Here is a 23,084-nt window from a genome sequence, read left to right as displayed (position 1 = left end):
CTTCTTTTGCCCATCCTTCGCCTATTCAACGGTGTAACCAATGGGCTGAACATGCGGCTGTTCCTCTGTGAAAAACCCTCCCAGGCCAAGGATATCGCGGCCGTGCTTGGCGCCCGGCGCCGGGGCGATGGGTGCTGGCTGGGCACCGATGTCACCGTCACCTGGTGCATCGGCCACTTGCTGGAAACCGCCCCGCCCGACGCCTACGATGCCAAGTATAAGCGCTGGGTGCTGGCCGACCTGCCCATTGTCCCGGAAAAATGGAAGATGACGGTCAAGCCCAAGACCGCCAGCCAGTACAAGGCGGTCAAGCGCCTGCTGGGGGAAGCCCGGGAGCTGGTGATTGCCACCGATGCCGACCGCGAGGGCGAGATGATCGCCCGGGAGCTGGTGGAGCATTGCCGCTATCGCGGGCCGATCCAGCGCCTGTGGCTGTCGGCTCTGGATGATGCCTCGATCCGCAAGGCCCTGGCCTCGTTGAAGCCGGGCGCAGACACCTTCAGCCTCTACCATTCGGCCCTGGGCCGCTCCCGCGCCGACTGGCTGATCGGCATGAACATGAGCCGCCTGTTTACCCTGCTCGGCCGCCAGTCCGGCTATCAGGGCGTGTTGCCGGTGGGCCGGGTGCAAACCCCGACCCTGCGCCTGGTGGTGGACCGCGACCGCAGCATTGCCGACTTTGTCCCGGTGGCTTACTGGGCCATTGATGTCGAGTTGCTGCACCAACAGATGAGCTTTATCGCGCAATGGCGCGCCGCCGACGACCTGTGTGACGACCAGGGTCGCTGCCTCAACCCGGAGCGGGCACAGCAGGCGGCGATGGCAATGAGCAACGCGGCCAGCGCGCGCCTGGTGAAGTTGCGCACCGAACGTATGCGCGAAGTGGCACCCCTGCCCTTTGACCTGGGCACGCTGCAGGAGATCTGCTCGAAAAAACTCGGCCTCGGTGCCCAGGAAACCCTGGATATCGCCCAGTCCCTCTACGAAACCCACAAGGTCATCACCTACCCGCGCAGCGACTGCGGCTACCTGCCCGTAAGCCAGCACGGCGACGCGGCGACCATTCTTGCGGCACTCGGGCGTGCCGACCCAGCCGTGAGCGCGCTGATGCCGCACCTCGATGCACAACGCCGCTCCCGCGCCTGGAACGACGCCAAGGTCAGCGCCCACCACGGCATCATCCCCACCGGCGCCGGCAAGGACCTTGCGCAGTTGACCGGCAAGCACCGCGCCGTCTACACCCTGGTCCGCGCCCGTTACCTGGCGCAGTTCCTGCCCAACCACGAATATGACCGCACCCAGGCAGACTTCGACTGTGCCGGCCAAGCGTTGCGCGCCGTAGGCAAAGTGGTGGTGGAACCGGGCTGGAAACGCGCCTTGCCCGAAGCCCTGGCCCCGAGCAAGGGCCGCGAGGTGCCAGCGCCGCAGGCGTTGCCGGCGTTGGTGCAGGGCCAGGACTACGCGGTGGCGAAGGTCAACCTCAAGGACCTGTGGACCCAGCCGCCCAAGCCCTTCACCGAAGGCGACCTGATCAAGGCGATGAAGAACGTCGCCAAACTGGTACAAGACCCACTGCTCAAGCAAAAGCTCAAGGACACCACCGGCATCGGCACCGAGGCAACACGGGCCGGGATCATCCAGGGCCTGCTGGACCGGGGTTACCTGGTCAAAAATGGCAAGGCACTGTCGGCCACGCCGGCGGCCTTCAGCCTGATCGACGCGGTGCCCAGGGCGATTGCCGACCCCGGCACCACCGCCATCTGGGAGCAGGCCCTGGACATGGTGCAAAGCGGCGAGATGAGCCTAGAGGAGTTCGTGGCCAAACAGGCAGCCTGGATGAGCAGGCAAGTGGCGCGCTGCAACGGCATGCAAATGACCATCAGCGGCCCGGCCAGCCCGGCAGGCCGTGGTGCCACGCCCTGGAAAAACAAACGCAAGCCGGCCAAGCGCAAGACCGGCGCCAGCCCGAAACGGGCGGCAAAACCGGCAAACAAGGGCTGAAATAGCAAAAAAAGTCGGGTAGTGACGCTTTTCAAGCGGATATACGCCGCTTTGGGTCTTGCCCTGGCGCCAGCGGTCTAGGATTCTGTAGGCACTGCCGAATAACAAAACCGGGGTGGCCACCATGAAGACCGTCGCACAGTTGCTCAAGTCCAAGGACCAGAAGAATCAGGAAGTCCATACCATCCAGTGGAATCACACCGTGTTTGAAGCGTTGGTGGTGATGGCAGCGAAGAACGTCGGCGCCTTGCCGGTAGTCAAGGACGGCAAGGTCGTCGGCATCATCAGTGAGCGCGACTACGCGCGCAAACTGATTCTCCATGGGCTGTCCTCGACGAGCACACAGGTCCACCAGGTGATGAGTTCACCGGCAATCACCGTGGATACCCACAAAAGCGTCGAAGACTGCATGGGTATCATGACTGACGGCCACCTGCGCCACCTGCCCGTGGTGGAAGGCGGAGAACTGCTGGGCCTACTGTCCATCGGTGACCTGGTCAAGGAAGCCATCGCTGAACAGGCTGCCCTTATCCAGCAACTGGAACAATACATCCGCGGCGAATAGCATTGACCAAAACACCTTGAAGCCAATGTGAACACAGGCTTATGTGGGAGCGGGCTTGCTCGCGATAGCGGTGGATCAGTCAAAAAAATTACTGACTGATCCACCGCTATCGCGAGCAAGCCCGCTCCCACATTAGATCACTGGCAGGATCTTACCCCGACTCCCCGGCACAAAAAATGACGCCCAAGTCACCTTTCCCCAGACCACCCGCTCTTCTGCAAAAAAATATGTAGTGCTCAAAAATAATCACTACATAACCGTTGACGTAAGCATTTTGACCTTGCATGATTCAAGCGTCTCCCGGATCGGGAGCGTTGGTAACAAGCGTTTTGAACAAGCTCGTCTGACCGCCGGGCTGTTTTTCTGGATGTGCACTGCCCACAAGGCAGATTGATGAAGCTGACCGGCCCGAAAGGATCGGTACAAGAAGCTCAAATGCTGCTTGTCTTCGTTATGAAACCATTGCGTAGCAGTTCATCAGAAACACTACATGCATCAGGTTCAAGACCCTGCCCGTATCTGGCAGACCGTTTCTGACGCCCGGTTTTCGCAACCGGAGACAACTAACGTGGATTAACGAATCAACTGAAGATCGCCAACTGGTCAAGGGGCTTACACATGAATCTGAACAACCAACCAACTATCGATGAATTGGCTGAGATGTTCGCAGCGCAGAAAGACACACTCGACGACCATATCCTGTGGATTGGCAAATCGGGCGAAGTGCAAATTGACTGCCTGGCGCCCCATACCGAAGAAGCCGAGTTCGACCGCAATAACCGTGAACTGGCGGCGCGCCTGAAGATGTACCGCCGTGGCCAGGGTTATGTCGGTAAAAAGGCCGCTGCCGATCGCAACTTTATTGAGCAGGTCTTCGATACACTTAACAATGCCTGGGAGTCGTTCAAAGACAACTCGCAAGTTAAAGTGATTGACCGCTACTACTAAGAATAACTAGACCTTTGTGGGAGCTGGTTTGCCTGGGATAACCGTTTAACGATCAACCTAGTTGTTGAATGTTAAATAGCTATCGCTGGCAAGCCAGCTCCCACATTTGTTTGTGTTGACTTAAATCCCCGGGAATCGCCCCTTCTGCGCTTCGCCCCTGAAGATATCAAACAGTGCCTGCGCCGCCGCCGACAGCTCATATCCTGGCTTGGTCAGCACCCCAATCGGCCGCTCGATCACCGGACCGTTCAAGGTGAGGCAATGAGCCCCCGCCTCCTCCATTTGCTGTGCACATAAGGCTGGCACGGCGCTGACACCCAGGCCGCTGGCAACCATCTTGCCCACCGTCGCCAATTGATGGCTTTCCAATGCCACCGGCAGCTTCATCTGCAAGGCACCCAGGTGCTCTTCCAACATCACCCTTACCGTCGAAGGTCGCTGCAAGGTAATGAAGGGTTGTGCCAGCAGGGTTTTCCAGTCGATCTCGCTCATGTGCGCCAACGGCGAGTCACCGGGCACGACCGCGACAAAGCGGTCCAGGTACAGCGGGGTAAAGGCCAGCGACGACCCCGGTGAGGGCTCAAACGCCACACCCAGTTCGACCTGGCGATCGCGGACCATTTCCAGAACCTGCTCGTTGATCAAGTCATGCACCGTGACGTTGACCTGGGGAAACCGCGCACGAAAGATCTTCAGGATCGGCGGCAGCAGGTTGCCGGCAAACGACGGCATCGCCGCCACCGTCACGCGCCCGCGTTGCAGGGTAAAACGCTGACGCAATTCATCCTCGGCATTGTCCCAGTCGGCAATCAACCGACGGGCCAGGGGCAACAGGGATTCACCTTCCGGGGTCAGCGCGACGTTGCGCGTATTACGACTGAACAGCCGCCCGCCCAGGCCTTCCTCCAGGCCCTTGATGGTCAGGCTCAGGGCCGACTGGGACAAATGCAGGCGCTCACAGGCGGCGGCAAAACTTAAGGTCTGGGCCACGGCAAGAAAGGCCCGCATCTGTTTAACTGTCATGACGCTGCTCCAACGGCTTGGCGATTGTGCTGTTTTTTAAATCAATCAACCTTAAAAAACAACTTAACAAATCAATCCGTCAGCGCAACACTCGGTTTACTGGCTGGACCACAAACAATAAAAGAGGTGCATATGGCAGGTTTCGATAAACGCGTGGCGTCCTATGAAGAAGCGCTGGCAGGCCTGGAAGACGGCATGACCGTACTCTCCGGTGGCTTTGGCCTGTGCGGCATCCCGGAAAACCTCATCGCCGAAATCAAGCGCAAAGGCACCCGCGACCTCACGGTCGTCTCCAACAACTGCGGCGTCGATGGCTTTGGCCTGGGTGTGTTGCTCGAAGAAAAACAGATCAGCAAGGTCATCGCCTCCTATGTCGGTGAAAACGCCCTGTTCGAGAAACAACTGCTCAGCGGTGAAATCGAAGTGGTGCTCACGCCCCAGGGCACCCTCGCGGAGAAAATGCGCGCAGGCGGCGCCGGCATTCCAGCGTTCTTTACCGCCACCGGTGTTGGCACGCCCGTCGCCGAAGGCAAGGAAACCCGCGAATTCAACGGCCGCCCATACCTGATGGAAGAATCCATCACTGGCGACTTTGCCATCGTCAAAGGCTGGAAAGCCGACCATTTCGGCAACGTCATCTACCGCCACACCGCCCAGAACTTCAACCCGCTGGCCGCCACCGCCGGCAAGATCACCGTGGTCGAAGTCGAGGAAATCGTCGAACCGGGCGAGCTGGACCCGGCGCAGATCCACACCCCTGGCATCTACGTCGACCGGATTATCTGCGGCACCTTCGAGAAGCGCATCGAACAGCGCACTGTCCGTAAATAATCTGCCTCCAGCCCGAACAATAAGGACACCTAAAATGGCTCTTACCCGCGAACAAATGGCTCAACGCGTCGCCCGCGAAATGCAGGACGGCTTCTACGTCAACCTCGGCATCGGCATCCCGACCCTGGTGGCCAACTACATTCCCGAAGGCATGGAAGTGATGCTGCAATCGGAAAACGGCCTGTTGGGCATGGGACCGTTTCCTACCGAAGACACCATCGATGCCGACATGATCAACGCCGGCAAGCAGACCGTCACCGCACGCATCGGCGCCTCGATTTTCTCCTCGGCCGAGTCCTTTGCGATGATTCGCGGCGGCCACGTTGACCTCACGGTGCTCGGCGCCTTTGAAGTGGACGTACACGGCAACATCGCTTCGTGGATGATCCCCGGCAAGCTGGTCAAGGGCATGGGCGGCGCCATGGACCTGGTAGCCGGCGCAGAAAACATCATCGTGATCATGACCCACGCCTCCAAGGACGGTGAGTCCAAGTTGCTCAGCCAGTGCAGCCTGCCGCTGACCGGCGCCAACTGCATCAAGCGCGTGCTGACGGATTTGGCCTACCTGGAAATCGAAAATGGCGCTTTTGTCCTCAAGGAACGCGCACCTGGCGTCAGTGTTGAAGAGATTGTGAGCAAGACCGCCGGTAAACTGATCGTCCCGGACCACGTTCCAGAAATGCACTTCCAGTGAGGACAGATTCCATGCAAGACGTCGTGATTGTTGCTGCCACCCGCACCGCCGTGGGCAGCTTTCAAGGGGCCCTGGCCGGCATTCCGGCACCGGAACTGGGCGCCGCCGTGATCCGCCGCCTGCTGGAGCAAACCGGCCTGGACCCTGCACAAGTAGACGAAGTGATCCTTGGCCAGGTGCTGACCGCAGGCTCCGGCCAGAACCCGGCGCGCCAGGCGTCGATCCTCGCCGGCCTGCCCCACGCAGTGCCCAGCCTGACCTTGAACAAAGTCTGCGGCTCGGGCCTCAAGGCCCTGCACCTGGGTGCACAAGCCATCCGTTGCGGTGACGCCGAGGTGATCATCGCCGGCGGCATGGAAAACATGAGCCTGGCCCCCTACGTGCTGCCCGCCGCCCGCACCGGCCTGCGCATGGGGCACGCGAAGATGGTCGACAGCATGATCAGCGACGGCCTATGGGATGCGTTCAACGACTACCACATGGGCATCACCGCCGAGAACCTGGTGGACAAGTACGGCATCAGCCGTGAAGCCCAGGACGCCTTCGCCGCTGCCTCCCAGCAAAAAGCGGCCGCCGCCATTGAAGCCGGGCGTTTTGCCGATGAAATCACACCGATCCTGATCCCTCAGCGCAAGGGCGACCCGATTGCCTTTAGCGTGGACGAACAACCCCGCGCCGGCACCACCGCCGAGTCCCTGGGCAAGCTCAAGCCGGCTTTCAAGAAAGACGGCAGCGTCACCGCCGGCAACGCGTCGAGCCTCAACGACGGCGCCGCCGCGGTGTTGCTGATGAGTGCCGATAAAGCCAAGGCCCTCGGCCTGCCAGTGCTGGCGCGGATTGCCAGCTATGCCAACGCAGGTGTCGATCCGGCGATCATGGGCATTGGCCCGGTGTCCGCGACCCGTCGCTGCCTGGACAAGGCCGGCTGGCAGTTGGCCGACCTGGACCTGATCGAAGCCAACGAAGCCTTCGCCGCACAGGCGCTGGCAGTGGGCAAGGAACTGGAGTGGGACGCGGCCAAAGTCAACGTCAATGGCGGCGCGATTGCCATCGGCCACCCGATTGGCGCCTCAGGCTGCCGTGTGCTGGTGACCCTGCTGCATGAAATGCTCAAGCGCGATGCCAAGAAAGGCCTGGCGACCTTGTGCATCGGCGGCGGCCAGGGCGTGGCACTGGCCCTTGAGCGCGACTGATTCAACGAGCAACACGGAAAAGGCCCGGCTCCACGAAAAGCCGGGCCTTTTTTGCCTATTTTGATTGGCGAACACCGTCCAATGTGGGAGCTGGCTTGCCTGCGATAGCGGTGGGGCAGTCACCGGCAGCATTGACGGTTACACCGCTATCGCAGGCAAGCCAGCTCCTACATCAGATCTCTATCGCTAAGTAGATTGCGGCACGGCAAACACCGCATTGGCCCGCACCACCACCTTTTCCCCCACCTGCAGACTGACCGTGGCAAACGCCATCTGCCGCCCGCGCTTGTGGTGCTCCAACTGCACCTCGATCCACTCCCCCACCTGCACCGCCCCCAAATAATCGAGGGTCATGCTCGCGGTAATCAACGGCAACGGCGGGTCACTGGAAAACGCCATGGCATAGCCCATGCCGACATCCGCCAGGGTCGCCAGCACGCCGCCATGCACCGTGCCGCGCCCGTTGGCGTGGCGGTTGTCGGCGCGCAGGCCCAGTTGCAACCGCAGGCCTTCGCCACGGCAATACACCGGGCCCAGCAAATCCAGGAGCGGGCTGCTACGGGGTAAGGGAATAAAACCTTCAGGGATATCCGCCATGGTAGATCGTCCTTGTGGCCGGGCATGAGGTTTAACCCGTGTCGCTCATGGCAGCCAGCATGATCAACCGGGTAAATCAGTGTCGATAAGCCCACACCTGCTTTGCGTTCGCCGGGCAAATTCGCTTTAATCGCCGCGCACTGTATCCCGCACACTTGAAGGAACCGCCATGCGCCACCTGGAAGGCAGATCGACTGCATTGATGTTATTGACCGCCCTGCTGCTTGGCGGCTGTTCGCCCAAGGAATATTCCGAAGCCACGCTGATCAATGGCGAACAGGGCCGGGCCGGCGCGCAGTTGGCCTATGAACACGAGTTGAGCCTGGCGATGCCGCTGGCCCTGCTGGCCCCGCGCATGCAGGCTACCCGCCAGGCCTGTGAGTCGGCGCAGTTTGGCGCCTGCAATATCCTGCGGATCGAAGAGAACAGCGACGGCGGCATGATCGTGCTGCGCATTGCCCCAGCGGTGTCGAACCGCTGGTGAAGATGGCGGCCGAGGGCGGGCAACTGGGGCAACGCATCACCAGCGCCGAAGATCTGGCCGACGCGGTGGCCGATGTGCGTCGCCGCCAGGAGCGCTTGCAGACCCAGCAAAAACGCCTGGATGAACTGGCCGCACGCAAGGACATCACCGTGGGCGACCTGATCACCCTCACCAAAGAACAGGCCGCCATCGAAAACGAGCTGCAGGAGCTGGCGCAGATCGCCGCCGGCCAGCAGCGGCGCCTGGACACCAACCGTGTGACCCTGAATTTCCGCCCCTCCGATGGTGAGCATCAGCAATCACGCTTTGCCCGGATGTTCGGCAACCTGGGCGACAACCTGGTCGACGGCACCGCCGATGCCCTGGAACGTTCCAGCTATGTGCTGCCGTTTGTGATCCTCGCGTTCCCGGTGTTGTGGCTGTGGGTCTGGTTGTGGCGCAAGCTGGTCAAGCGCCGCCCTTGACCTCAGCGCTGCATGCAACGCTGGTAACGCTCATCCACGCGCTTGGCGAACCAGGCGGTGGTGAGGTTGCGGGTGATCTTCGGGCTCTTGAGCACAATCCCCGGCAGGATCGCCCGTGGCAGCGGCTTGCCTTCGGCTTTCTCGGCCAGGGCAAACACCCGCTGGTACAGGGTGGTCTGTTCAAAGTCCAGACGGTCACCCTGCTCCAACTGGCTGCGAATGCTCGGGTTGCGCATGTCCAGCTTCTTGCCCAGGGAACGCACCGCCAGCTCCGTGGTGCCGGGCATGATCGAGCCGTAGCGGATCAAATCGCCATCTAGCGCCAGGCGGGTCCCGGAAGCGCGGCTGACCGCAGCCTGGAACGCAGCATTGCGGCTGGCGTACCAGCCGGCGTTAAAGTCCGCAAAGCGATACAGCGGCTGCGCGTAGCTCACCGGATAACCCAGCAAATGGGCGATGCCGAAGTACATGCCGCCACGCCGGGTAAACACTTCGCGGCGAATGCTTCCGTCTACGGTGTAGGGATAATCCCGGGCCTGCTGCTCGGCGAAGGCAATGCTCACCTGCATCGGGCCTGCGGTATGCACCGGGTTGAAACTGCCGAACAAGGTACGGCCCAATGGCACGCTGCCGATAAAGTCATCAAAGATCCCACTCAGGTCCTTCTCGGTACGCGCAGCACTCAGACGCTCGGCGTAGGACTTACCCGTGGGCGAACGCAGTTGCAGCGCGGTGCGCACCAGCACGGCCGGCACATGCACCTTGGCTGCACGTTTGAGGATTTCATCCTGGGCGATCTTGCCCATGTTCGGCACCGGCGGGTCGACCTGGTAGGTGGACTCTTGCTCGGTCACCGCCAGGACCGCGCAGATATTCTCGGTGCTGGGGTAGATTTTCTGGCTGTCGAAGGCAGTGTAGATGTCCTGGGCCCAGCCGGCGCGATCGGCCACCTTGGCCGGCAGCAACCGCACGATCTGCGCCTTGACCTCGGTTTCACTGCGCTCTGGAAGCTGCTGGCCGCGTTGTGTCGAACAGCCGGCCAGCACCAGTAAGGCGGCCAGGCAGAGAGTCAGCCGGGATGAAAGCATGCGGGGAGTGTCCTGTGAGTCGCTGAAAGCGCCCACTATCTCACAAACCCACACCCACCCCCTGTAGGAGCGGGCTGGCCCGCGATGGCGTCCTCAAGCCGGCGCCCACAGTACATGCACCGGGATCAGATACCGGCGAGCGCCAGGTCCATCGCAAAGTAGGTAAAGATCAGGTCCGCACCGGCACGCTTGATCGACCCCAGGGTCTCGCGCACCACCCGCGCTTCGTCGATGGCCCCGGCCTGGGCGCCGAACTTGATCATCGCGTATTCGCCACTGACCTGGTACGCCGCCACCGGCAAGCGCGAGGCTTCGCGGATGTCGCGGATGATATCCAGGTAGGCACCGGCCGGCTTGACCATCAGCGAGTCGGCACCTTCCTGCTCGTCCAGCAGGGATTCGCGCACGGCTTCGCGGCGGTTCATCGGGTTCATCTGGTAGCTTTTGCGGTCGCCCTTCAGTGCACTGCCGCCTGCCTCGCGGAACGGGCCATACAGGGCCGAGGCGAATTTGGTGGAGTACGCCATGATCGGGATATGGCTGAACCCGGCCGCATCCAGGGCCCGGCGAATGGCCTGGACCTGGCCGTCCATCGCGGCCGACGGCGCGATCACATCGGCACCGGCACGGGCTGCCGCCACCGCCTGCTTGCCCAGGTTGGCCAGGGTGCGGTCGTTATCCACTTCATTGCCGTGCATCACGCCGCAATGGCCATGGTCGGTGTATTCGCAAAAGCAAGTGTCGGACATCACGATCATTTCCGGCACCGCGTCCTTGCAGATCGCCGACATGCGCGACACCAGCCCGCGCTCGTTCCAGGTGTCGCTGCCGCTGGCATCCAGGTGATGGGACACGCCGAATGTCATGACCGACTTGATCCCGGCGCGGGCAAAGCGCTCGATTTCACTGGCCAGTTTCGATTCGGGGATGCGCATCACGCCGGGCATGCTGGTAATCGGCACGAAATCGTCGATTTCTTCCTCGACGAAAATCGGCAACACCAGGTCATTGAGGGTGAATTCGGTCTCCTGGAACAGGCTGCGCAGCTCGGGGGAACGGCGTAGGCGGCGGGAACGGGTTTCGGGGAACTGACTGGACATGGGTTTTCCTACAATTTCCTACAAAAAAGGCCAAAGCATGTGGCAAGGCCGCTAGCTTAAGGGCCAAAGCTTATGCCTGGATTGACCGGGAGCACAAATACGGCGGCCATAACGGTGTTTTGCCATTTCCGCAACAATTGCGTTGGCAGACACCGTCGAAAGAAACACAAGAATGCAACCATCATCAACACATGGATATCTGCTTCAAAAAACACTTCTAACACAACAAGACTGTTTTAATACCCCCATGCAAAAACATGAGGGCACTTCAACAGAATTAACGCCAAGGACAACAAACAACTCACCCGACAATTAATCCCTGAGCACTCCTACGGATGGAACTTTATCATTAGCCTCGCTGCACGGTTGGCCTCTGCACTCTCTGAGGGGGCACCTTGAGATGACGCACTTACGGGCCCACCTCCGGCTCCACTGCCAACTACGCCTACACGACCTTCAGTTTTATTATTGATCTCTTCCTGGGCAATAGAGCCTAAAATACCTGCCGCAGGATTCATTACACCTAGTAGAGAGGTAAAATCGCTCATCCAAAACCCCCGATAATATAATTAAGCACAGCCTCCGACCCTATATAAAAACGGACCTGAAAGAAGCTGTACACCTGTATATGTGACGCCCCCCGCTAAAGCGTTCCCCCCACGACAAGTCGGTCAACGTTGAGGTTAATTCAAAATATTTAGACCACGGATCACCGCCGGCCGGGCGACAAAACCATCCAGCGCGCGCAGCACATTGGGGAAGTCGCTGATGCCCACCAGCTCGCCCGACTCATAGAAACCAATCAGGTTGCGGATCCAGGGAAAGGTGGCGATATCGGCGATGCTGTACTCATCGCCCATGATCCAGCTGCGGCCCAGCAGGCGCGTTTCCAGCACCGCCAGCAGGCGTCGGGCTTCAGCGGCATAGCGGTCGCGGGGGCGTTTGTCTTCGTAGGCTTTGCCGGCGAATTTATTGAAGAAACCGACCTGGCCGAACATCGGCCCGATCCCGCCCATCTGGAACATCAGCCATTGCAGGGTTTCGTAGCGCGCGGCGGGGGCCTGGGGCAGCAGTTGCGCGGTTTTTTCCGCCAGGTAGATCAGGATCGCCCCCGACTCGAACAACGCCAGCGGTTCACCGCCCGGGCCGTTGGGGTCGATGATCGCCGGGATCTTGTTGTTGGGGTTCAGGGACAGGAACTCGGGCGAGAGCTGGTCCTGGGTGTCGAAGCTGACCTTGTGCGCCTCATACGCCAGGCCCACTTCTTCGAGCATGATCGACACCTTGACGCCATTGGGGGTCGCCAGCGAGTACAACTGCAGGCGCTCGGGATGCTGGGCTGGCCATTTGGCAGTGATCGGGAAAGCAGAGAGCGAAGTCATCGAGAGGCCCCAAGGCGAAAAACCCCATGATAGTCGCCTGGTTGCCGGCCTGCATCAGACTTTAATCCGCAACATCCGCCGGTTAATCTCTGGCCGCCAGCGAACCAAAATGTCCTGGTGCACTCTTAGAGGCGCTTGAACGGGTGAATGGAAGCATACCGTCATACTCATGGAAAATCGCACGATGCTCGGAGCGTCGCTGTGGCTGGGCCTTGCGGTCTTGATCCGATGCACAGAAGACCGACCCCCAAATGAAAATCAAGCCTCCGGGCCTTGGCAAACGTTTTAAACAATATGCTTACTTGATGTTACCGACAGCCTTCGTAGGCGGTGCCTTGATGCTGGCCTTTGAAGCCCGCGAAAGCAGTGCCGAACCCAAGAACGGCGTGCAAACCCTGGTCTTTTTACGCCATGGCGAAAAGCCCGCTGGCGGCCTGGGCCAACTCAATTGCCAGGGCCTCAACCGCGCGATGAACCTGGCCACGGTCCTGCCGGAAAAATTCGGTGCCGCCGATTTTGTGTTCGCGGCCAACCCGACACGCAATGTCGAAGAAGGCGAGTTCGACAATTCCTACAGCTACATTCGCCCGTTGATGACCATCAGCCCCAGCGCGATCAAACTCGGGCTGCCGGTGAACATCGAGTTCTCCGCCAACGACACCAGCGACCTGGCGGATGAGTTGATGCATGACAAGTACCACAACGCCACCATCTACACCGCGTGGTCCCACGGCTATCTGCCGGAGTTGATCAACAAGGTGGCCAGCGAAGCAGTCGGTGAGAAGTACACCATCACCGACGACTGGTCCGGCGGCGACTTCGACAGCCTGTACGTGCTGACCCTCACCTGGCAGAACGGCAAGGCCAGCCTGCTCAGCCGCAATGACAAGCAAGGGCTGGATAACGGCTTGCACACGTGCCCGGATGCGACGCACATAGCCGCCGACACCTGACACCGGGACCGCGTATGATGCGTCGCTATCGACTTATCTGCGGATCTTGACCATGTCTAACCTCACCTCTGCCAGCCCTGTACGCGGCTGGTCTTTCTGGTGGAAACCGGCGCTGTTCCTGTTGGTGGCCTGCGTCGGCCTGTATTACGTGAAGTGGTCGCCCTACTACTTCAAGGCCTTCGTCGCGGCCGATAGCCATAGCATCGGCAACTCGATTCTCAATGACCAGCAAGGCTCGCCCTTGGCGGCGGCCCTGGCCTATGCCCAGGTGTATTTCCTGGCGATCTGGAAAGCTGCCGTGCTGGCGGTGATTCTCGGTTCGTTGTTGCAGGTATTGATTCCCCGGGACTGGCTGTTGCGCCTGTTTGGCCGCGCCGGGTTGGGCTCCACGGTACGCGGCGGGCTGTTCGCCCTGCCGGGCATGATGTGCAGTTGCTGCGCTGCGCCAGTGGCTGCCGGCATGCGCCGCCAGCAAGTGTCGGTGGGCGCCGCCCTGGCATTCTGGATGGCCAACCCGGTGCTCAACCCGGCGACCCTGGTGTTCATGGGCTTTGTCCTGGGCTGGGATTTTGCCGCCCTGCGGCTGGTGGCCGGCATCGTGCTGGTGATTGGCGTTGCGCTGGTCGCCCAACGCATCGCCCGGCCGGAGCAGGTGCCACAGGTGGCGCTGGAGGCCGTGGCCAACGTCAGCGGCGCCGAGACCCAACCGTTCCTCAGCCGCTGGCTGCGGACCCTGTGGCAGTTGTTCTGGAGCACCATCCCGGTGTACATCCTGGCGGTGCTATTGCTGGGCGCCGCGCGGGTGTGGCTGTTCCCCCATGTGGACGGGGCGATGGCCGACAGCCTGCTGTGGCTGGTGCCGCTGGCGATTGTCGGCACCCTGTTTGTGATTCCCACGGCCGCAGAAATTCCCATCGTGCAAACCATGATGGCCCTGGGCCTGGGCACCGGGCCGGCAGTGGCGCTCTTGATGACCCTGCCGAGTGTGAGCCTGCCGTCGCTGTTGATGCTGCGCAAGGATTTCGATACGCGGGTGCTGGTGACGGTGGCCGGGCTGACCATGCTGATGGGTGTGGTGTGTGGGTTGGTGGCGGTGGTCGTCCTGTAGGGAGGGATTGACTGTCAGGGCCTTATTGCAGGCAAGCCAGCTCCCACATTTGGAACTGTGAATACATTCAAAATGTGGGAGCTGGCTTGCCTGCGATAGGGCCCGAAAACCAGCCAATCACCCGCGCCGGGCAGCGCGCTCGCGCAAATACTCCAGCACCGCCGCCTGCTCCCCGGCAAACTCGATCCGCGCGCCCTTCTTCTCACGCTGGAACGCGTACATCGGGTCGTAGTACTCGCGCAGCCCGACAATCCACCCGCGATGCAAATCCACGTTCCCCGAGCGGGCCTGCTCGGCCAGGGCTTCCTGCATCAGCCCGTGCAAGCGCTGGTAGCGCTCCCCACCCAGACGCTTGTGGATATTGGCCAGGCTCTGCACCAGGCGCTCGGCAAACAGGGTGAACCCCGCTTCGCCAAACTCGGCGTTGAATTGCGCGCACAGGTCAATGACATAGTCGCGCAGGACCCGCTCGACGCGGTTTTCCAGGCTCTCTTCCAGCCATACCATCGGATACGCCTGCATGCCCCGGTGCAGGTTCAGCGGCAAGGCGCAGCTGCCGATCATGCGGCTTTCGTCCTCAAGCACAAACTGCTCGATACCCCGCGCGCGCTTTTTCAGCACGTCCACCGCCAGGCGGTTTTCAAAATCGATATTCGACGGCTGGCCCGTGGCACGCTTGCCAAAGCTGGAACCCCGGTGATTGGCATGGCCCTCCAGGTCCAGGCCATTGTGCAACTGATGGAGCACCTCGGTCTTGCCACTGCCGGTCAGGCCACCCAGCAACACAAAATCGCATTGCTCGACCGCCTGGTCCACGGTCTCCAGCAAGAAGGTACGCATGGCCTTGTAGCCACCGCCGACCCGCGGATAGTCGATGCCCGCCTCGTCCTTGAGCACCTTCTGCACCAAGTGCGAGCGCAAGCCGCCCCGGAAGCAATACAGGTAACCGTCAGGGTTGGCCCGGGCAAACGCGGCCCAGCGCGCCAGCCGCTCCTGCAACGTCGCGCCACTGACCAACTGATGCCCCAGCACAATCGCCGCCTGCTGCCCCTGCTGCTTATAGCAAGTGCCTACCCGCTGGCGTTCGTCGTCGTTCATCAAGGGCAGGTTGACCACGCCAGGGAACGCGCCCTTGACGAATTCGACCGGGGCACGGGTATCCATCATCGGCCGGTCATTGAGAAAGATGTCGCGGTAATCGGTGATGTCGATGGGCATCAAGACACCTCTACCGCGTTGCTCTGTCGCTCAACCAACTGGCCAATGGGCGCAAGGTTCAGCCCCAGTTCGGCGGCGGCCGCCAGAAACTCGGCTTCCCCCTGCGGCGTAACCGCCACCAACAGCCCGCCACTGGTTTGCGGGTCGCACAGCACGCGCTTGTGCAACTCGGTGAGACGGCCCAACTGGCTGGCATAGCTGTCGAAATTGCGCAACGTACCACCGGGCACGCAGCCCTGGTCCAGGTAGTACTCGACCCCTGGCAGGCGTGGGACTTTTTCGTATTCGATAAGCGCGGTCAACCCGCTGCCGTCCGCCATTTCCACCAGGTGCCCGAGCAGGCCGAAACCGGTCACGTCGGTCATGGCGGTAACGCCGGCCAGCTTGCCAAAACGGCTGCCGGGCGTGTTGAGGGTGCACATCCAGTCCCGCGCCAGGCCGATATCGGATTCGCGCAGTTTGCCCTTCTTCTCGGCCGTGGTGAGGATGCCGATGCCCAGGGGTTTAGTCAGGTACAGGCGGCAGCCGGCGGTGGCGGTGTCGTTGCGCTTCATATGGCGCTTGTGCACCAGCCCGGTGACGGCCAGGCCGAAGATCGGCTCCGGGGCGTCGATGGAATGACCGCCGGCCAGGGGAATGCCCGCCGCGTCGCACACCGAGCGGCCACCGCGAATCACTTCCCGGGCGATTTCCGGGGCCAGCACATTGACCGGCCAGCCGAGAATGGCGATGGCCATCAACGGATCGCCGCCCATGGCGTAGATATCGCTGATGGCGTTGGTGGCGGCAATGCGCCCGAAATCGAAGGGATCATCGACGATCGGCATGAAAAAGTCGGTGGTGGACACCACCCCGCGCTCGTCATCGATGGCGTACACCGCCGCGTCGTCCCGCGAGGCATTGCCCACCCAGAGCTTGGGGTCGAGGTTCTGCGCGCCGCTGCCGGCGAGGATCACTTCCAGCACCTGCGGCGAAATCTTGCAGCCGCAACCGGCACCGTGGCTGTACTGGGTCAGGCGAATCGGCTCGTTCATGGTGGACCTCAAGCTATCAAGTGCGGGGATTCTAACAGACAGCAAAAGGCCGGCTGGGCTCTTGTGAGCGCAGCCGGCCTTGGGGGCCTGGCGATTACTGGCGGGCAGCGAGCAAACGCTTGTGCCGATTGCGCCGTGCAATGTTCAGGCACTCGATGGCAGCCGAGAACGCCATGGCCGCGTACACGTAGCCTTTCGGCACATGGGCACCGAAGCCTTCGGCGATCAAAGTCATGCCGATCATGATCAAGAAGCCCAGGGCCAGCATGACCACGGTCGGGTTGTCGTTGATGAACTTGGCCAGGGGTTCAGCCGCCACCAGCATCACGATCACCGAGGTCACCACGGCAATGATCATGATCGGCAAGTGCTCGGTCATGCCCACGGCGGTGATGATGCTGTCGATGGAAAACACCAGGTCGAGCAACAGGATCTGCCCGATCGCGGCGGCGAAGCCGATCGCCACTGTATTGCCGACGCTGGCCTTCTCTTCGGGCTCCGGGTCCATGCTGTGGTGGATCTCGGTCGTCGCCTTCCACACCAGGAACAGGCCACCGGCGATCAGAATCATGTCCTTCCACGAAAACGCCTGGCCGAACACTTCAAACACCGGCGCCGTCAGTTGCACAATAAACGCGATGGTGCTCAACAGGCCCAGGCGCAGGATCAGCGCCATGCTGATGCCGATGCGCCGTGCCTTGGCCCGGTGCTGCTCCGGCAGCTTGTTGGTGAGGATCGAGATGAAGATCAGGTTGTCGATCCCCAGCACGATTTCCATGACGATCAGGGTTGCCAGCGCCACCCAGGCAGTGGGGCTGGCGGCCAGTTGTAAAAGGTAATCCATAGGTCAGTCCTGACGTTGTGCTGGGAGATTAAGTTTCTTTGGTGTTCGATTCAGACTCTTTAGTTTCCTGATCGTCCTTTTTTTCTGGGCTGATCAGGCCTTGTGTCGCTTCACTCAATGCCTGCTCGGCAGCCTTTTGGGTGTCGTCGATCGCTTGCTTGGCCGACTCACTGGCTTTGTCCAGGACTTGCTGCGTGCTTTTTTCGACCTGATCGCAGCCGCTGATCATCACTAATGAAAGCGCAAGCAACGATGCCGCACCGAAAGAATTGAGTTTCATGATGTATTCCTCGTTAGAACCATTGGGCACAAGTAGTGGCCCCGCGATAGCGAGGCATTCTATGCAGGTGAACACTTCAGTAAAATTCGTATTTTTATCGCGTATACTTCGGTTTTTACGAAGTAACGGTCGCCATGCTCAATTACCGACAACTGCACTACTTCTGGGTGGTCGCCAAGACCGGCAGCATCGTGCGTGCGTGCGAGCAACTGAACCTCACGCCGCAGACCATCAGCGGGCAAATCAGCCTGCTGGAGCAGACCTTTGGTATCGCCCTGTTTCAACGCGTCGGCCGCCAGCTGGAGCTGACCGAGGCCGGGCGCCAGGCCCTGCCCTATGCCGAGCAGATGTTCCAGACCGGCAACGAGCTGGAAGCCATGTTGCGCGCCCAGCCCCATGAACAACAGATTGTCTTTCGCGTCGGCGTGGCGGACGTGGTGCCCAAGTCCATCGTCTACCGCCTGATCGCGCCGACCATGGAGTTAAGCGAGCCACTGCGCATTACCTGCCGCGAAGACAAACTCGAACGGCTGCTGGCCGACCTGGCGATCCAGCGCCTGGACTTGGTGATTTCCGACAGCCCGATGCCGACGCACCTGGATATCAAGGGCTACAGCCAGAAGCTGGGGGAATGTGGCATCAGTTTCTTCGCCACCCAGGCTTTGGCGGACCTGCATGGCGGCGATTTCCCACAATGCCTGCACGGTGCGCCACTGTTGATTCCCGGTGCAGAAACCGTGGTGCGCAGCCGTTTGCAGCGCTGGTTCGCCGAGCAGCAGATCCGCCCGAAGATCATCGGCGAATTCGACGACAGCGCCTTGATGCAAGCCTTTGGCCAGTCCGGCAGCGGGATTTTCATTGCCCCCAGCGTGATTGCCGAAGAAGTGCTGCGCCAATACGGCGTGGCCTTGATTGGCCAGACGGACGCGGTCACCGAGTCGTTCTATGCCATCTCGGTAGAGCGCAAGGTCAAGCACCCCGGCATCGTTGCGATTACCGAAGGCGCCCGCCGCGAGCTGTTTACCGCGTTGCCGGCCTAGGCACAGGCGACCCGGGTCTTGGCGGTCATCAACCACAGGGCCAGGAGGATCGACAGCAGGATAAACCCCGACGCGGCGAACCCCAGGCTGCCCAGGCCCAGGGTGTCGATCACCCGCCCGCCGACCATGGCGCCCAGGCCGATGCCCAGGTTGGCCCCGGCAATGTTCAAGGACGCGGCAAATGCCGGCGCATGGGGCGCCGCCTTCATCAGCCGCACATGGCTGACCAGGAACAGCGCCGCCTGGGTCACGCCCCAGACAGCCATGGCTGCCGCCAGGCCGAGGGTGGAGTGGATCGCCGGGACCAGCGCCACCATGCCGGCGATCATAAAGCCGCAGAACACCATGGACGCGATCAGCGGATGCTTGTCGACCATGCGTCCGCCCAGGGAATTGCCAATCAGGCCGACGGCGCCAAAGCCCATCAGGCACCAGCCCACCAGGGTGCCATCGAAACCGGCCAGGCGCTCGAGAATGTCCGCCAGGTAGGTATAAGCGGTGAACATGCCGCTAAATACCAGGATCGACAGCAGTACGTGGCCCTGCATCAACGGGTTGCGCAGGATCTTGAACTGCGAGCGCAGGGTCACGGGGTCTTTCTTCAGCGTGGTCGCCGGCAGGTAAATCAACAGCAGCAACGCCTTGAGCAGCGCCACCCCGGCGAGAATGCCAAAGGCGCTGCGCCAGCCGAACATGTCGGAGATCAGGGTGCCCACCGGAATGCCGAACACGGTGGCACAGACAATGCCGAAACCGATCTTGGCAATTGCCCGGCCGGCGTAGTCCGGCCCGACGATATCCACCGCCGTTTCACTGGCCAGGGCCCAGAACACCGGCAGCCCCAGGGCGGGAATCAGGCGGGCCACGGCCATCACCCAGATAGTCGGCGCCAGGGCCGCCAGGGCATTGGCCGCGCCGAACATCAACAGAATGCTGATAAACAGGCGCTTGCGCTCGAAACGCGCGAAATATGCGGTAAGAAACGGCCCGAACGCCGCCACGGTGAAGGCAAACAGGGTCACCAGCAGCCCGGCCTGGGACACGCTGACTTCCAGGTCACGGGCAATGGAGGGCAACAGGCCGACGATGACAAATTCGGTGGTCAACACCGTAAAACCGGCTGCGGACAGCAGCAGGATGGGCAACAACATGCACAACTCCAGAAACGGCGACGCCAGCGCTGGCCCAAGGGCCCGCTGGCAGAGAGATAAGAAGAGGATGGCGAATCTTAACAGAATGTGACGGCGACTGAATGCCGCAACGAACAGGATAATTCCTACAGCATGTTAGACTTCGCGCCCTGCATAGCGCTGTACACATTAAAAAAACTAGAGACACTCTTTATGACTGCTGCCCCTTCGCTGTTTCAACGCCTGCTGCGCGTCAGCCTGGTGACCCAAATTGTCATCGGCCTGATCGCGGGCATTTTACTGGCCCTGCTGTCGCCCAGTGCTGCCTTGTCTACCGCGTTTATCGGCAAGGTCTTTGTCTCGGCGCTCAAGGCCGTGGCACCGATCCTGGTGTTTGTGCTGGTGATGGCCTCGATAGCCAACCACAAGCATGGCCAGGAAACCCATATCCGGCCGATCCTGTTCCTGTACCTGCTGGGCACCTTTTCGGCGGCGGTGGTCGCGGTGATTGCCAGCACCCTCTTCCCGTCGAACCTGGTGCTCAGCACCCATGACGTGGCCATCAGCGCCCCTGGCGGGATCGGCGAAGTGCTGCAGAGCCTGCTGCTCAGCGTGGTGGACAACCCCGTCAGCGCGCTGATGAACGCCAACTTCATCGGCATCCTGGCCTGGGCCATCGGCATGGGCATCGCGATCCGCCATGCCGGGCAAACCACCCGCACCGTATTGGACGACCTGTCCAACGGCGTCACGCTGATTGTGCGCGTGGTGATTCGCTTCGCACCGCTGGGGATTTTCGGCCTGGTGGCCTCGACCCTTGCCGCCTCTGGTTTCGATGCACTGCTGGGCTATGCGCACCTGTTGCTGGTGTTGATCGGCTGCATGCTGTTCGTGGCCCTGGTGGTCAACCCGGCGATCGTGTTCTGGAAATTGCGTCGCAACCCCTACCCGCTGGTGTTGTTGTGCCTGCGTGAAAGCGGGATCACGGCGTTTTTCACGCGCAGTTCGGCGGCCAATATCCCGGTCAACCTGGCCTTGAGTGAGCGCCTGGGCCTGCACGAAGACACCTATTCGGTATCGATCCCGTTGGGGGCGACCATCAACATGGCCGGCGCCGCCATCACCATCACTGTGCTGACCCTGGCGGCCGTGCATACCTTGGGCATTGCCGTCGACTTGCCGACCGCCGTGCTGCTCAGTGTGGTGGCGGCGATCTGTGCGTGTGGCGCGTCGGGTGTGGCCGGTGGCTCGTTGCTGCTGATTCCGTTGGCGTGCAGCCTGTTCGGCATTCCGAGTGAAATCGCCATGCAGGTGGTGGCCGTGGGCTTCATTATCGGGGTGTTGCAGGATTCGGCGGAAACCGCGCTGAACTCGTCTACCGACGTGTTGTTCACCGCAGCGGCGTGCCTGGGCCAGGAAGACAAGAACCCGGCCTGACACAACGCGGTAAGCAGGTGGGAGCTGGCCAGCTCCCACATTTTTTTGCAGTGTTACTCAGGGCTTAGAACGCGCCCATGTAGTCACGCTTGCCCACTTCCACACCGTTATGACGCAGCAAGGCGTAGGCAGTGGTGACGTGGAAGAAGAACTGCGGCAGGCCGTAGGTCAGCAGGTAGGACTGGCCGCTGAAGCGCTTCTCTTTAGGGGTGCCCGGACGGGTAACGATCTCGATGCCTTCCTTGCCGTCGACCTGTGCCGGGGCGATGGTGTCGATAAAGGCCAGGACCTTGGCGATCAGCGCTTGCAGGTCGGCGAAGGTGACTTCGGTGTCTTCGTATTTCGGCACTTCAATCTCGGCCAGGCGTGCGGAAACGCCCTTGGCAAAATCCACGGCAATCTGTACCTGGCGCACCAGCGGAAACATATCCGGGTACAGGCGTGCCTGCAGCAAGGCGTTCGGGTCGATATTCTTGGCGCTGGCGTGGGCCTCGGCCTTGTTCAGCACATCGCTCAGGGCGTTGAGCATTTGCTTGAAGACCGGGAGGGAAGCGGCGTACAGGGAAATAGTCATGGCAGTCTCGACAGTGGTGACAGGGTTTGAACAGCGGCGATTATAGCCATGCGCGCTGCTTGTCTTTTATTTTTTCGGGATTAGGCTAGTGGGCTCACTGCATAGGGAAAGCGCGATGACCACCGAGCACGACACCACTTCCTCCGAGCCGCGCCTCAACAGCACGGAAATCCGCGTCCTGGGCTGCCTGATCGAGAAGCAGGCCACCAACCCGGAAACCTACCCGCTGACCCTCAATGCCCTGGTGCTGGCCTGCAACCAGAAAACCAGCCGCGAACCGGTGATGAACCTCAGCCAGGGCCAGGTCGGCCAGAGTCTGCGCGCCCTGGAAGGCCGTGGTTTTACCAAGCTGGTGATGGGCAGTCGCGCCGACCGCTGGGAACACCGGGTGGACAAGGCCCTGGAACTGGTGCCGGCGCAGGTGATTCTGACCGGCCTGCTGTTTCTGCGTGGCCCGCAGACGGTCAATGAACTGCTGACCCGCAGCGGGCGCATGCATGATTTTGAAGATGCCGAGCAAGTGGTGCATCAACTCGAACGCCTGATCGCTCGCGATCTGGCGGTGCTGGTGCCCAAGCAGGCAGGCCAGCGCGAAGACCGCTACACCCACTCCCTGGGCGACCCGGCGGATATCGAGGCGATCCTGGCGGCCCGGGGTAGCCCGGTGGAGCGCAGCAGCGCTGGCAGCGGGGTTTCCCTGGAACGCATCGAGGAGCTGGAGGCGCGGATTGCGGCGCTGGAAGAGCGCCTGTCCCGTCTCGAATAAACACCTTGTCCCTTGTGGGAGCGGGCTTGTGTGGGAGCGGGCTTGCTCGCGATAGCGGTGGATCAGTTAATAAATAGTTGGCTGACACTCCGTCATCGCGGGCAAGCCCTAATGCCGATCAGTTAAGCGCAGATCCCCTGTGGGAGCGGGCTTGCCCGCGATAGCGGTGTGTCAGTCAGAGTTGCATTAACTGACCCACCGCTATCGCGGGCAAGCCCTAATGCCAGTCAGTTAAGAAATTGACTTCTCCGCCAAGCAATAATAGAAACGGGCTCTGTTTTTATGAGTTCGTTTCATGCCCCTCCAAAACGATCTTCAAGAAGTTACCAA

The 23,084-nt window shown here is 61.1% G+C and carries 22 protein-coding genes and 1 pseudogene; 12 read left to right on the top strand and 11 right to left on the bottom strand.

Going from position 1 to position 23,084, the window contains the following annotated elements:
• Positions 1–51 precede the first annotated feature (51 nt).
• The 3 genes from BLL38_RS10855 (at position 52) to BLL38_RS10845 (ending at position 3,514) form a co-directional block, all read left to right on the top strand.
• On the top strand, positions 52–2,001 hold the full coding sequence (locus BLL38_RS10855; protein ID WP_076962576.1) for a DNA topoisomerase III: 1,950 nt from the start codon (positions 52–54) through the stop codon (positions 1,999–2,001).
• Positions 2,002–2,125: 124 nt separating this feature from the next.
• Complete coding sequence (locus tag BLL38_RS10850) at positions 2,126–2,566, top strand: CBS domain-containing protein (protein WP_076962658.1); 441 nt, start codon at positions 2,126–2,128, stop codon at positions 2,564–2,566.
• 618 nt (positions 2,567–3,184) lie between these two features.
• A complete protein-coding gene (locus BLL38_RS10845; protein ID WP_029296579.1) occupies positions 3,185–3,514 on the top strand; it encodes a hypothetical protein in 330 nt (109 codons plus the stop codon).
• A 120-nt stretch (positions 3,515–3,634) separates the two neighbouring features.
• On the opposite strand, the gene BLL38_RS10840 is transcribed toward BLL38_RS10845, so the two are convergent.
• A complete protein-coding gene (locus tag BLL38_RS10840; RefSeq protein WP_076962575.1) occupies positions 3,635–4,537 on the bottom strand; it encodes a LysR family transcriptional regulator in 903 nt (300 codons plus the stop codon).
• Positions 4,538–4,669: 132 nt separating this feature from the next.
• Between BLL38_RS10840 and BLL38_RS10835 the strand changes: the two genes are divergently transcribed.
• The 3 genes from BLL38_RS10835 to BLL38_RS10825 are packed head-to-tail and all read left to right on the top strand — an operon-like array spanning position 4,670 to position 7,255.
• A complete protein-coding gene (locus BLL38_RS10835; protein WP_010211319.1) occupies positions 4,670–5,368 on the top strand; it encodes a CoA transferase subunit A in 699 nt (232 codons plus the stop codon).
• 34 nt (positions 5,369–5,402) lie between these two features.
• Positions 5,403–6,062, top strand: a complete 660-nt coding sequence (locus BLL38_RS10830) for a CoA transferase subunit B (RefSeq protein ID WP_027603173.1) — start codon at positions 5,403–5,405, stop codon at positions 6,060–6,062.
• Between the two features lie 11 nt (positions 6,063–6,073).
• Entirely contained in the window at positions 6,074–7,255 is a 1,182-nt protein-coding gene (locus tag BLL38_RS10825) for an acetyl-CoA C-acetyltransferase (RefSeq protein WP_076962574.1), read from the top strand.
• Between the two features lie 186 nt (positions 7,256–7,441).
• On the opposite strand, the gene BLL38_RS10820 is transcribed toward BLL38_RS10825, so the two are convergent.
• On the bottom strand, positions 7,442–7,852 hold the full coding sequence (locus BLL38_RS10820) for a PaaI family thioesterase (protein ID WP_076962573.1): 411 nt from the start codon (positions 7,850–7,852) through the stop codon (positions 7,442–7,444).
• A 169-nt stretch (positions 7,853–8,021) separates the two neighbouring features.
• Here BLL38_RS10820 and BLL38_RS10815 point away from each other — a divergent pair.
• Positions 8,022–8,800: pseudogene (locus BLL38_RS10815) on the top strand (DUF4349 domain-containing protein).
• Positions 8,801–8,802: 2 nt separating this feature from the next.
• Here the strand turns inward: BLL38_RS10815 and BLL38_RS10810 are convergent.
• The 3 genes from BLL38_RS10810 to BLL38_RS10800 all read right to left on the bottom strand — a co-directional run bounded on the left by BLL38_RS10810 (position 8,803) and on the right by BLL38_RS10800 (position 12,370).
• On the bottom strand, positions 8,803–9,888 hold the full coding sequence (locus BLL38_RS10810; RefSeq protein ID WP_076962572.1) for a DUF1615 domain-containing protein: 1,086 nt from the start codon (positions 9,886–9,888) through the stop codon (positions 8,803–8,805).
• Positions 9,889–10,013: 125 nt separating this feature from the next.
• On the bottom strand, positions 10,014–10,988 hold the full coding sequence (hemB, locus tag BLL38_RS10805) for a porphobilinogen synthase (RefSeq protein ID WP_076962571.1): 975 nt from the start codon (positions 10,986–10,988) through the stop codon (positions 10,014–10,016).
• Between the two features lie 683 nt (positions 10,989–11,671).
• On the bottom strand, positions 11,672–12,370 hold the full coding sequence (locus BLL38_RS10800) for a glutathione S-transferase N-terminal domain-containing protein (protein ID WP_076962570.1): 699 nt from the start codon (positions 12,368–12,370) through the stop codon (positions 11,672–11,674).
• 251 nt (positions 12,371–12,621) lie between these two features.
• Between BLL38_RS10800 and BLL38_RS10795 the strand changes: the two genes are divergently transcribed.
• Both BLL38_RS10795 and BLL38_RS10790 read left to right on the top strand, forming a co-directional pair.
• Complete coding sequence (locus BLL38_RS10795) at positions 12,622–13,323, top strand: histidine phosphatase family protein (protein ID WP_076962569.1); 702 nt, start codon at positions 12,622–12,624, stop codon at positions 13,321–13,323.
• A gap of 52 nt (positions 13,324–13,375) precedes the next feature.
• On the top strand, positions 13,376–14,431 hold the full coding sequence (locus BLL38_RS10790; RefSeq protein WP_076962568.1) for a permease: 1,056 nt from the start codon (positions 13,376–13,378) through the stop codon (positions 14,429–14,431).
• 117 nt (positions 14,432–14,548) lie between these two features.
• Here BLL38_RS10790 and mnmH read toward each other — a convergent pair whose 3' ends face one another.
• The 4 genes from mnmH to BLL38_RS10770 all read right to left on the bottom strand — a co-directional run bounded on the left by mnmH (position 14,549) and on the right by BLL38_RS10770 (position 17,807).
• Positions 14,549–15,649 (bottom strand): tRNA 2-selenouridine(34) synthase MnmH, encoded by a 1,101-nt coding sequence (mnmH, locus tag BLL38_RS10785; protein ID WP_076962567.1) that lies wholly within the window; start codon positions 15,647–15,649, stop codon positions 14,549–14,551.
• On the bottom strand, positions 15,649–16,683 hold the full coding sequence (gene selD, locus BLL38_RS10780; RefSeq protein ID WP_076962566.1) for a selenide, water dikinase SelD: 1,035 nt from the start codon (positions 16,681–16,683) through the stop codon (positions 15,649–15,651). The genes mnmH and selD overlap by 1 nt, the downstream gene beginning before the upstream one ends.
• A gap of 94 nt (positions 16,684–16,777) precedes the next feature.
• Positions 16,778–17,527: a TerC family protein gene (locus BLL38_RS10775; protein WP_057726241.1), complete on the bottom strand. Its 750-nt coding sequence runs from the start codon at positions 17,525–17,527 to the stop codon at positions 16,778–16,780.
• A gap of 28 nt (positions 17,528–17,555) precedes the next feature.
• Positions 17,556–17,807, bottom strand: a complete 252-nt coding sequence (locus BLL38_RS10770) for a hypothetical protein (protein WP_032857417.1) — start codon at positions 17,805–17,807, stop codon at positions 17,556–17,558.
• A 134-nt stretch (positions 17,808–17,941) separates the two neighbouring features.
• On the opposite strand from BLL38_RS10770, the gene nhaR reads away from it, so the two are divergent.
• Positions 17,942–18,847, top strand: a complete 906-nt coding sequence (nhaR, locus tag BLL38_RS10765) for a transcriptional activator NhaR (protein ID WP_076962565.1) — start codon at positions 17,942–17,944, stop codon at positions 18,845–18,847.
• Here the strand turns inward: nhaR and BLL38_RS10760 are convergent.
• On the bottom strand, positions 18,844–19,998 hold the full coding sequence (locus tag BLL38_RS10760) for an MFS transporter (protein ID WP_076962564.1): 1,155 nt from the start codon (positions 19,996–19,998) through the stop codon (positions 18,844–18,846). The genes nhaR and BLL38_RS10760 overlap by 4 nt on opposite strands.
• Before the next feature lie 192 nt (positions 19,999–20,190).
• On the opposite strand from BLL38_RS10760, the gene sstT reads away from it, so the two are divergent.
• Positions 20,191–21,414 carry a serine/threonine transporter SstT gene (gene sstT / locus BLL38_RS10755; RefSeq protein WP_076962563.1) on the top strand — a complete coding sequence of 408 codons (1,224 nt, stop codon included), beginning with the start codon at positions 20,191–20,193 and terminating at the stop codon, positions 21,412–21,414.
• Between the two features lie 64 nt (positions 21,415–21,478).
• Here the strand turns inward: sstT and BLL38_RS10750 are convergent, their stop codons facing one another.
• A complete protein-coding gene (locus tag BLL38_RS10750) occupies positions 21,479–21,988 on the bottom strand; it encodes a DUF1993 domain-containing protein (RefSeq protein WP_076962562.1) in 510 nt (169 codons plus the stop codon).
• 115 nt (positions 21,989–22,103) lie between these two features.
• Here BLL38_RS10750 and BLL38_RS10745 point away from each other — a divergent pair, with 115 nt between their 5' ends.
• Positions 22,104–22,754 (top strand): YceH family protein, encoded by a 651-nt coding sequence (locus tag BLL38_RS10745; protein ID WP_076962561.1) that lies wholly within the window; start codon positions 22,104–22,106, stop codon positions 22,752–22,754.
• Positions 22,755–23,084: the final 330 nt, after the last annotated feature.

Origin of the sequence: Pseudomonas gessardii (assembly GCF_001983165.1) — a bacterium.
GTDB lineage: Bacteria > Pseudomonadota > Gammaproteobacteria > Pseudomonadales > Pseudomonadaceae > Aquipseudomonas > Aquipseudomonas gessardii.
The sequence above is the reverse complement of the archived record's forward strand: the minus strand, read 5'-3'. Positions and strand labels throughout refer to the sequence as shown.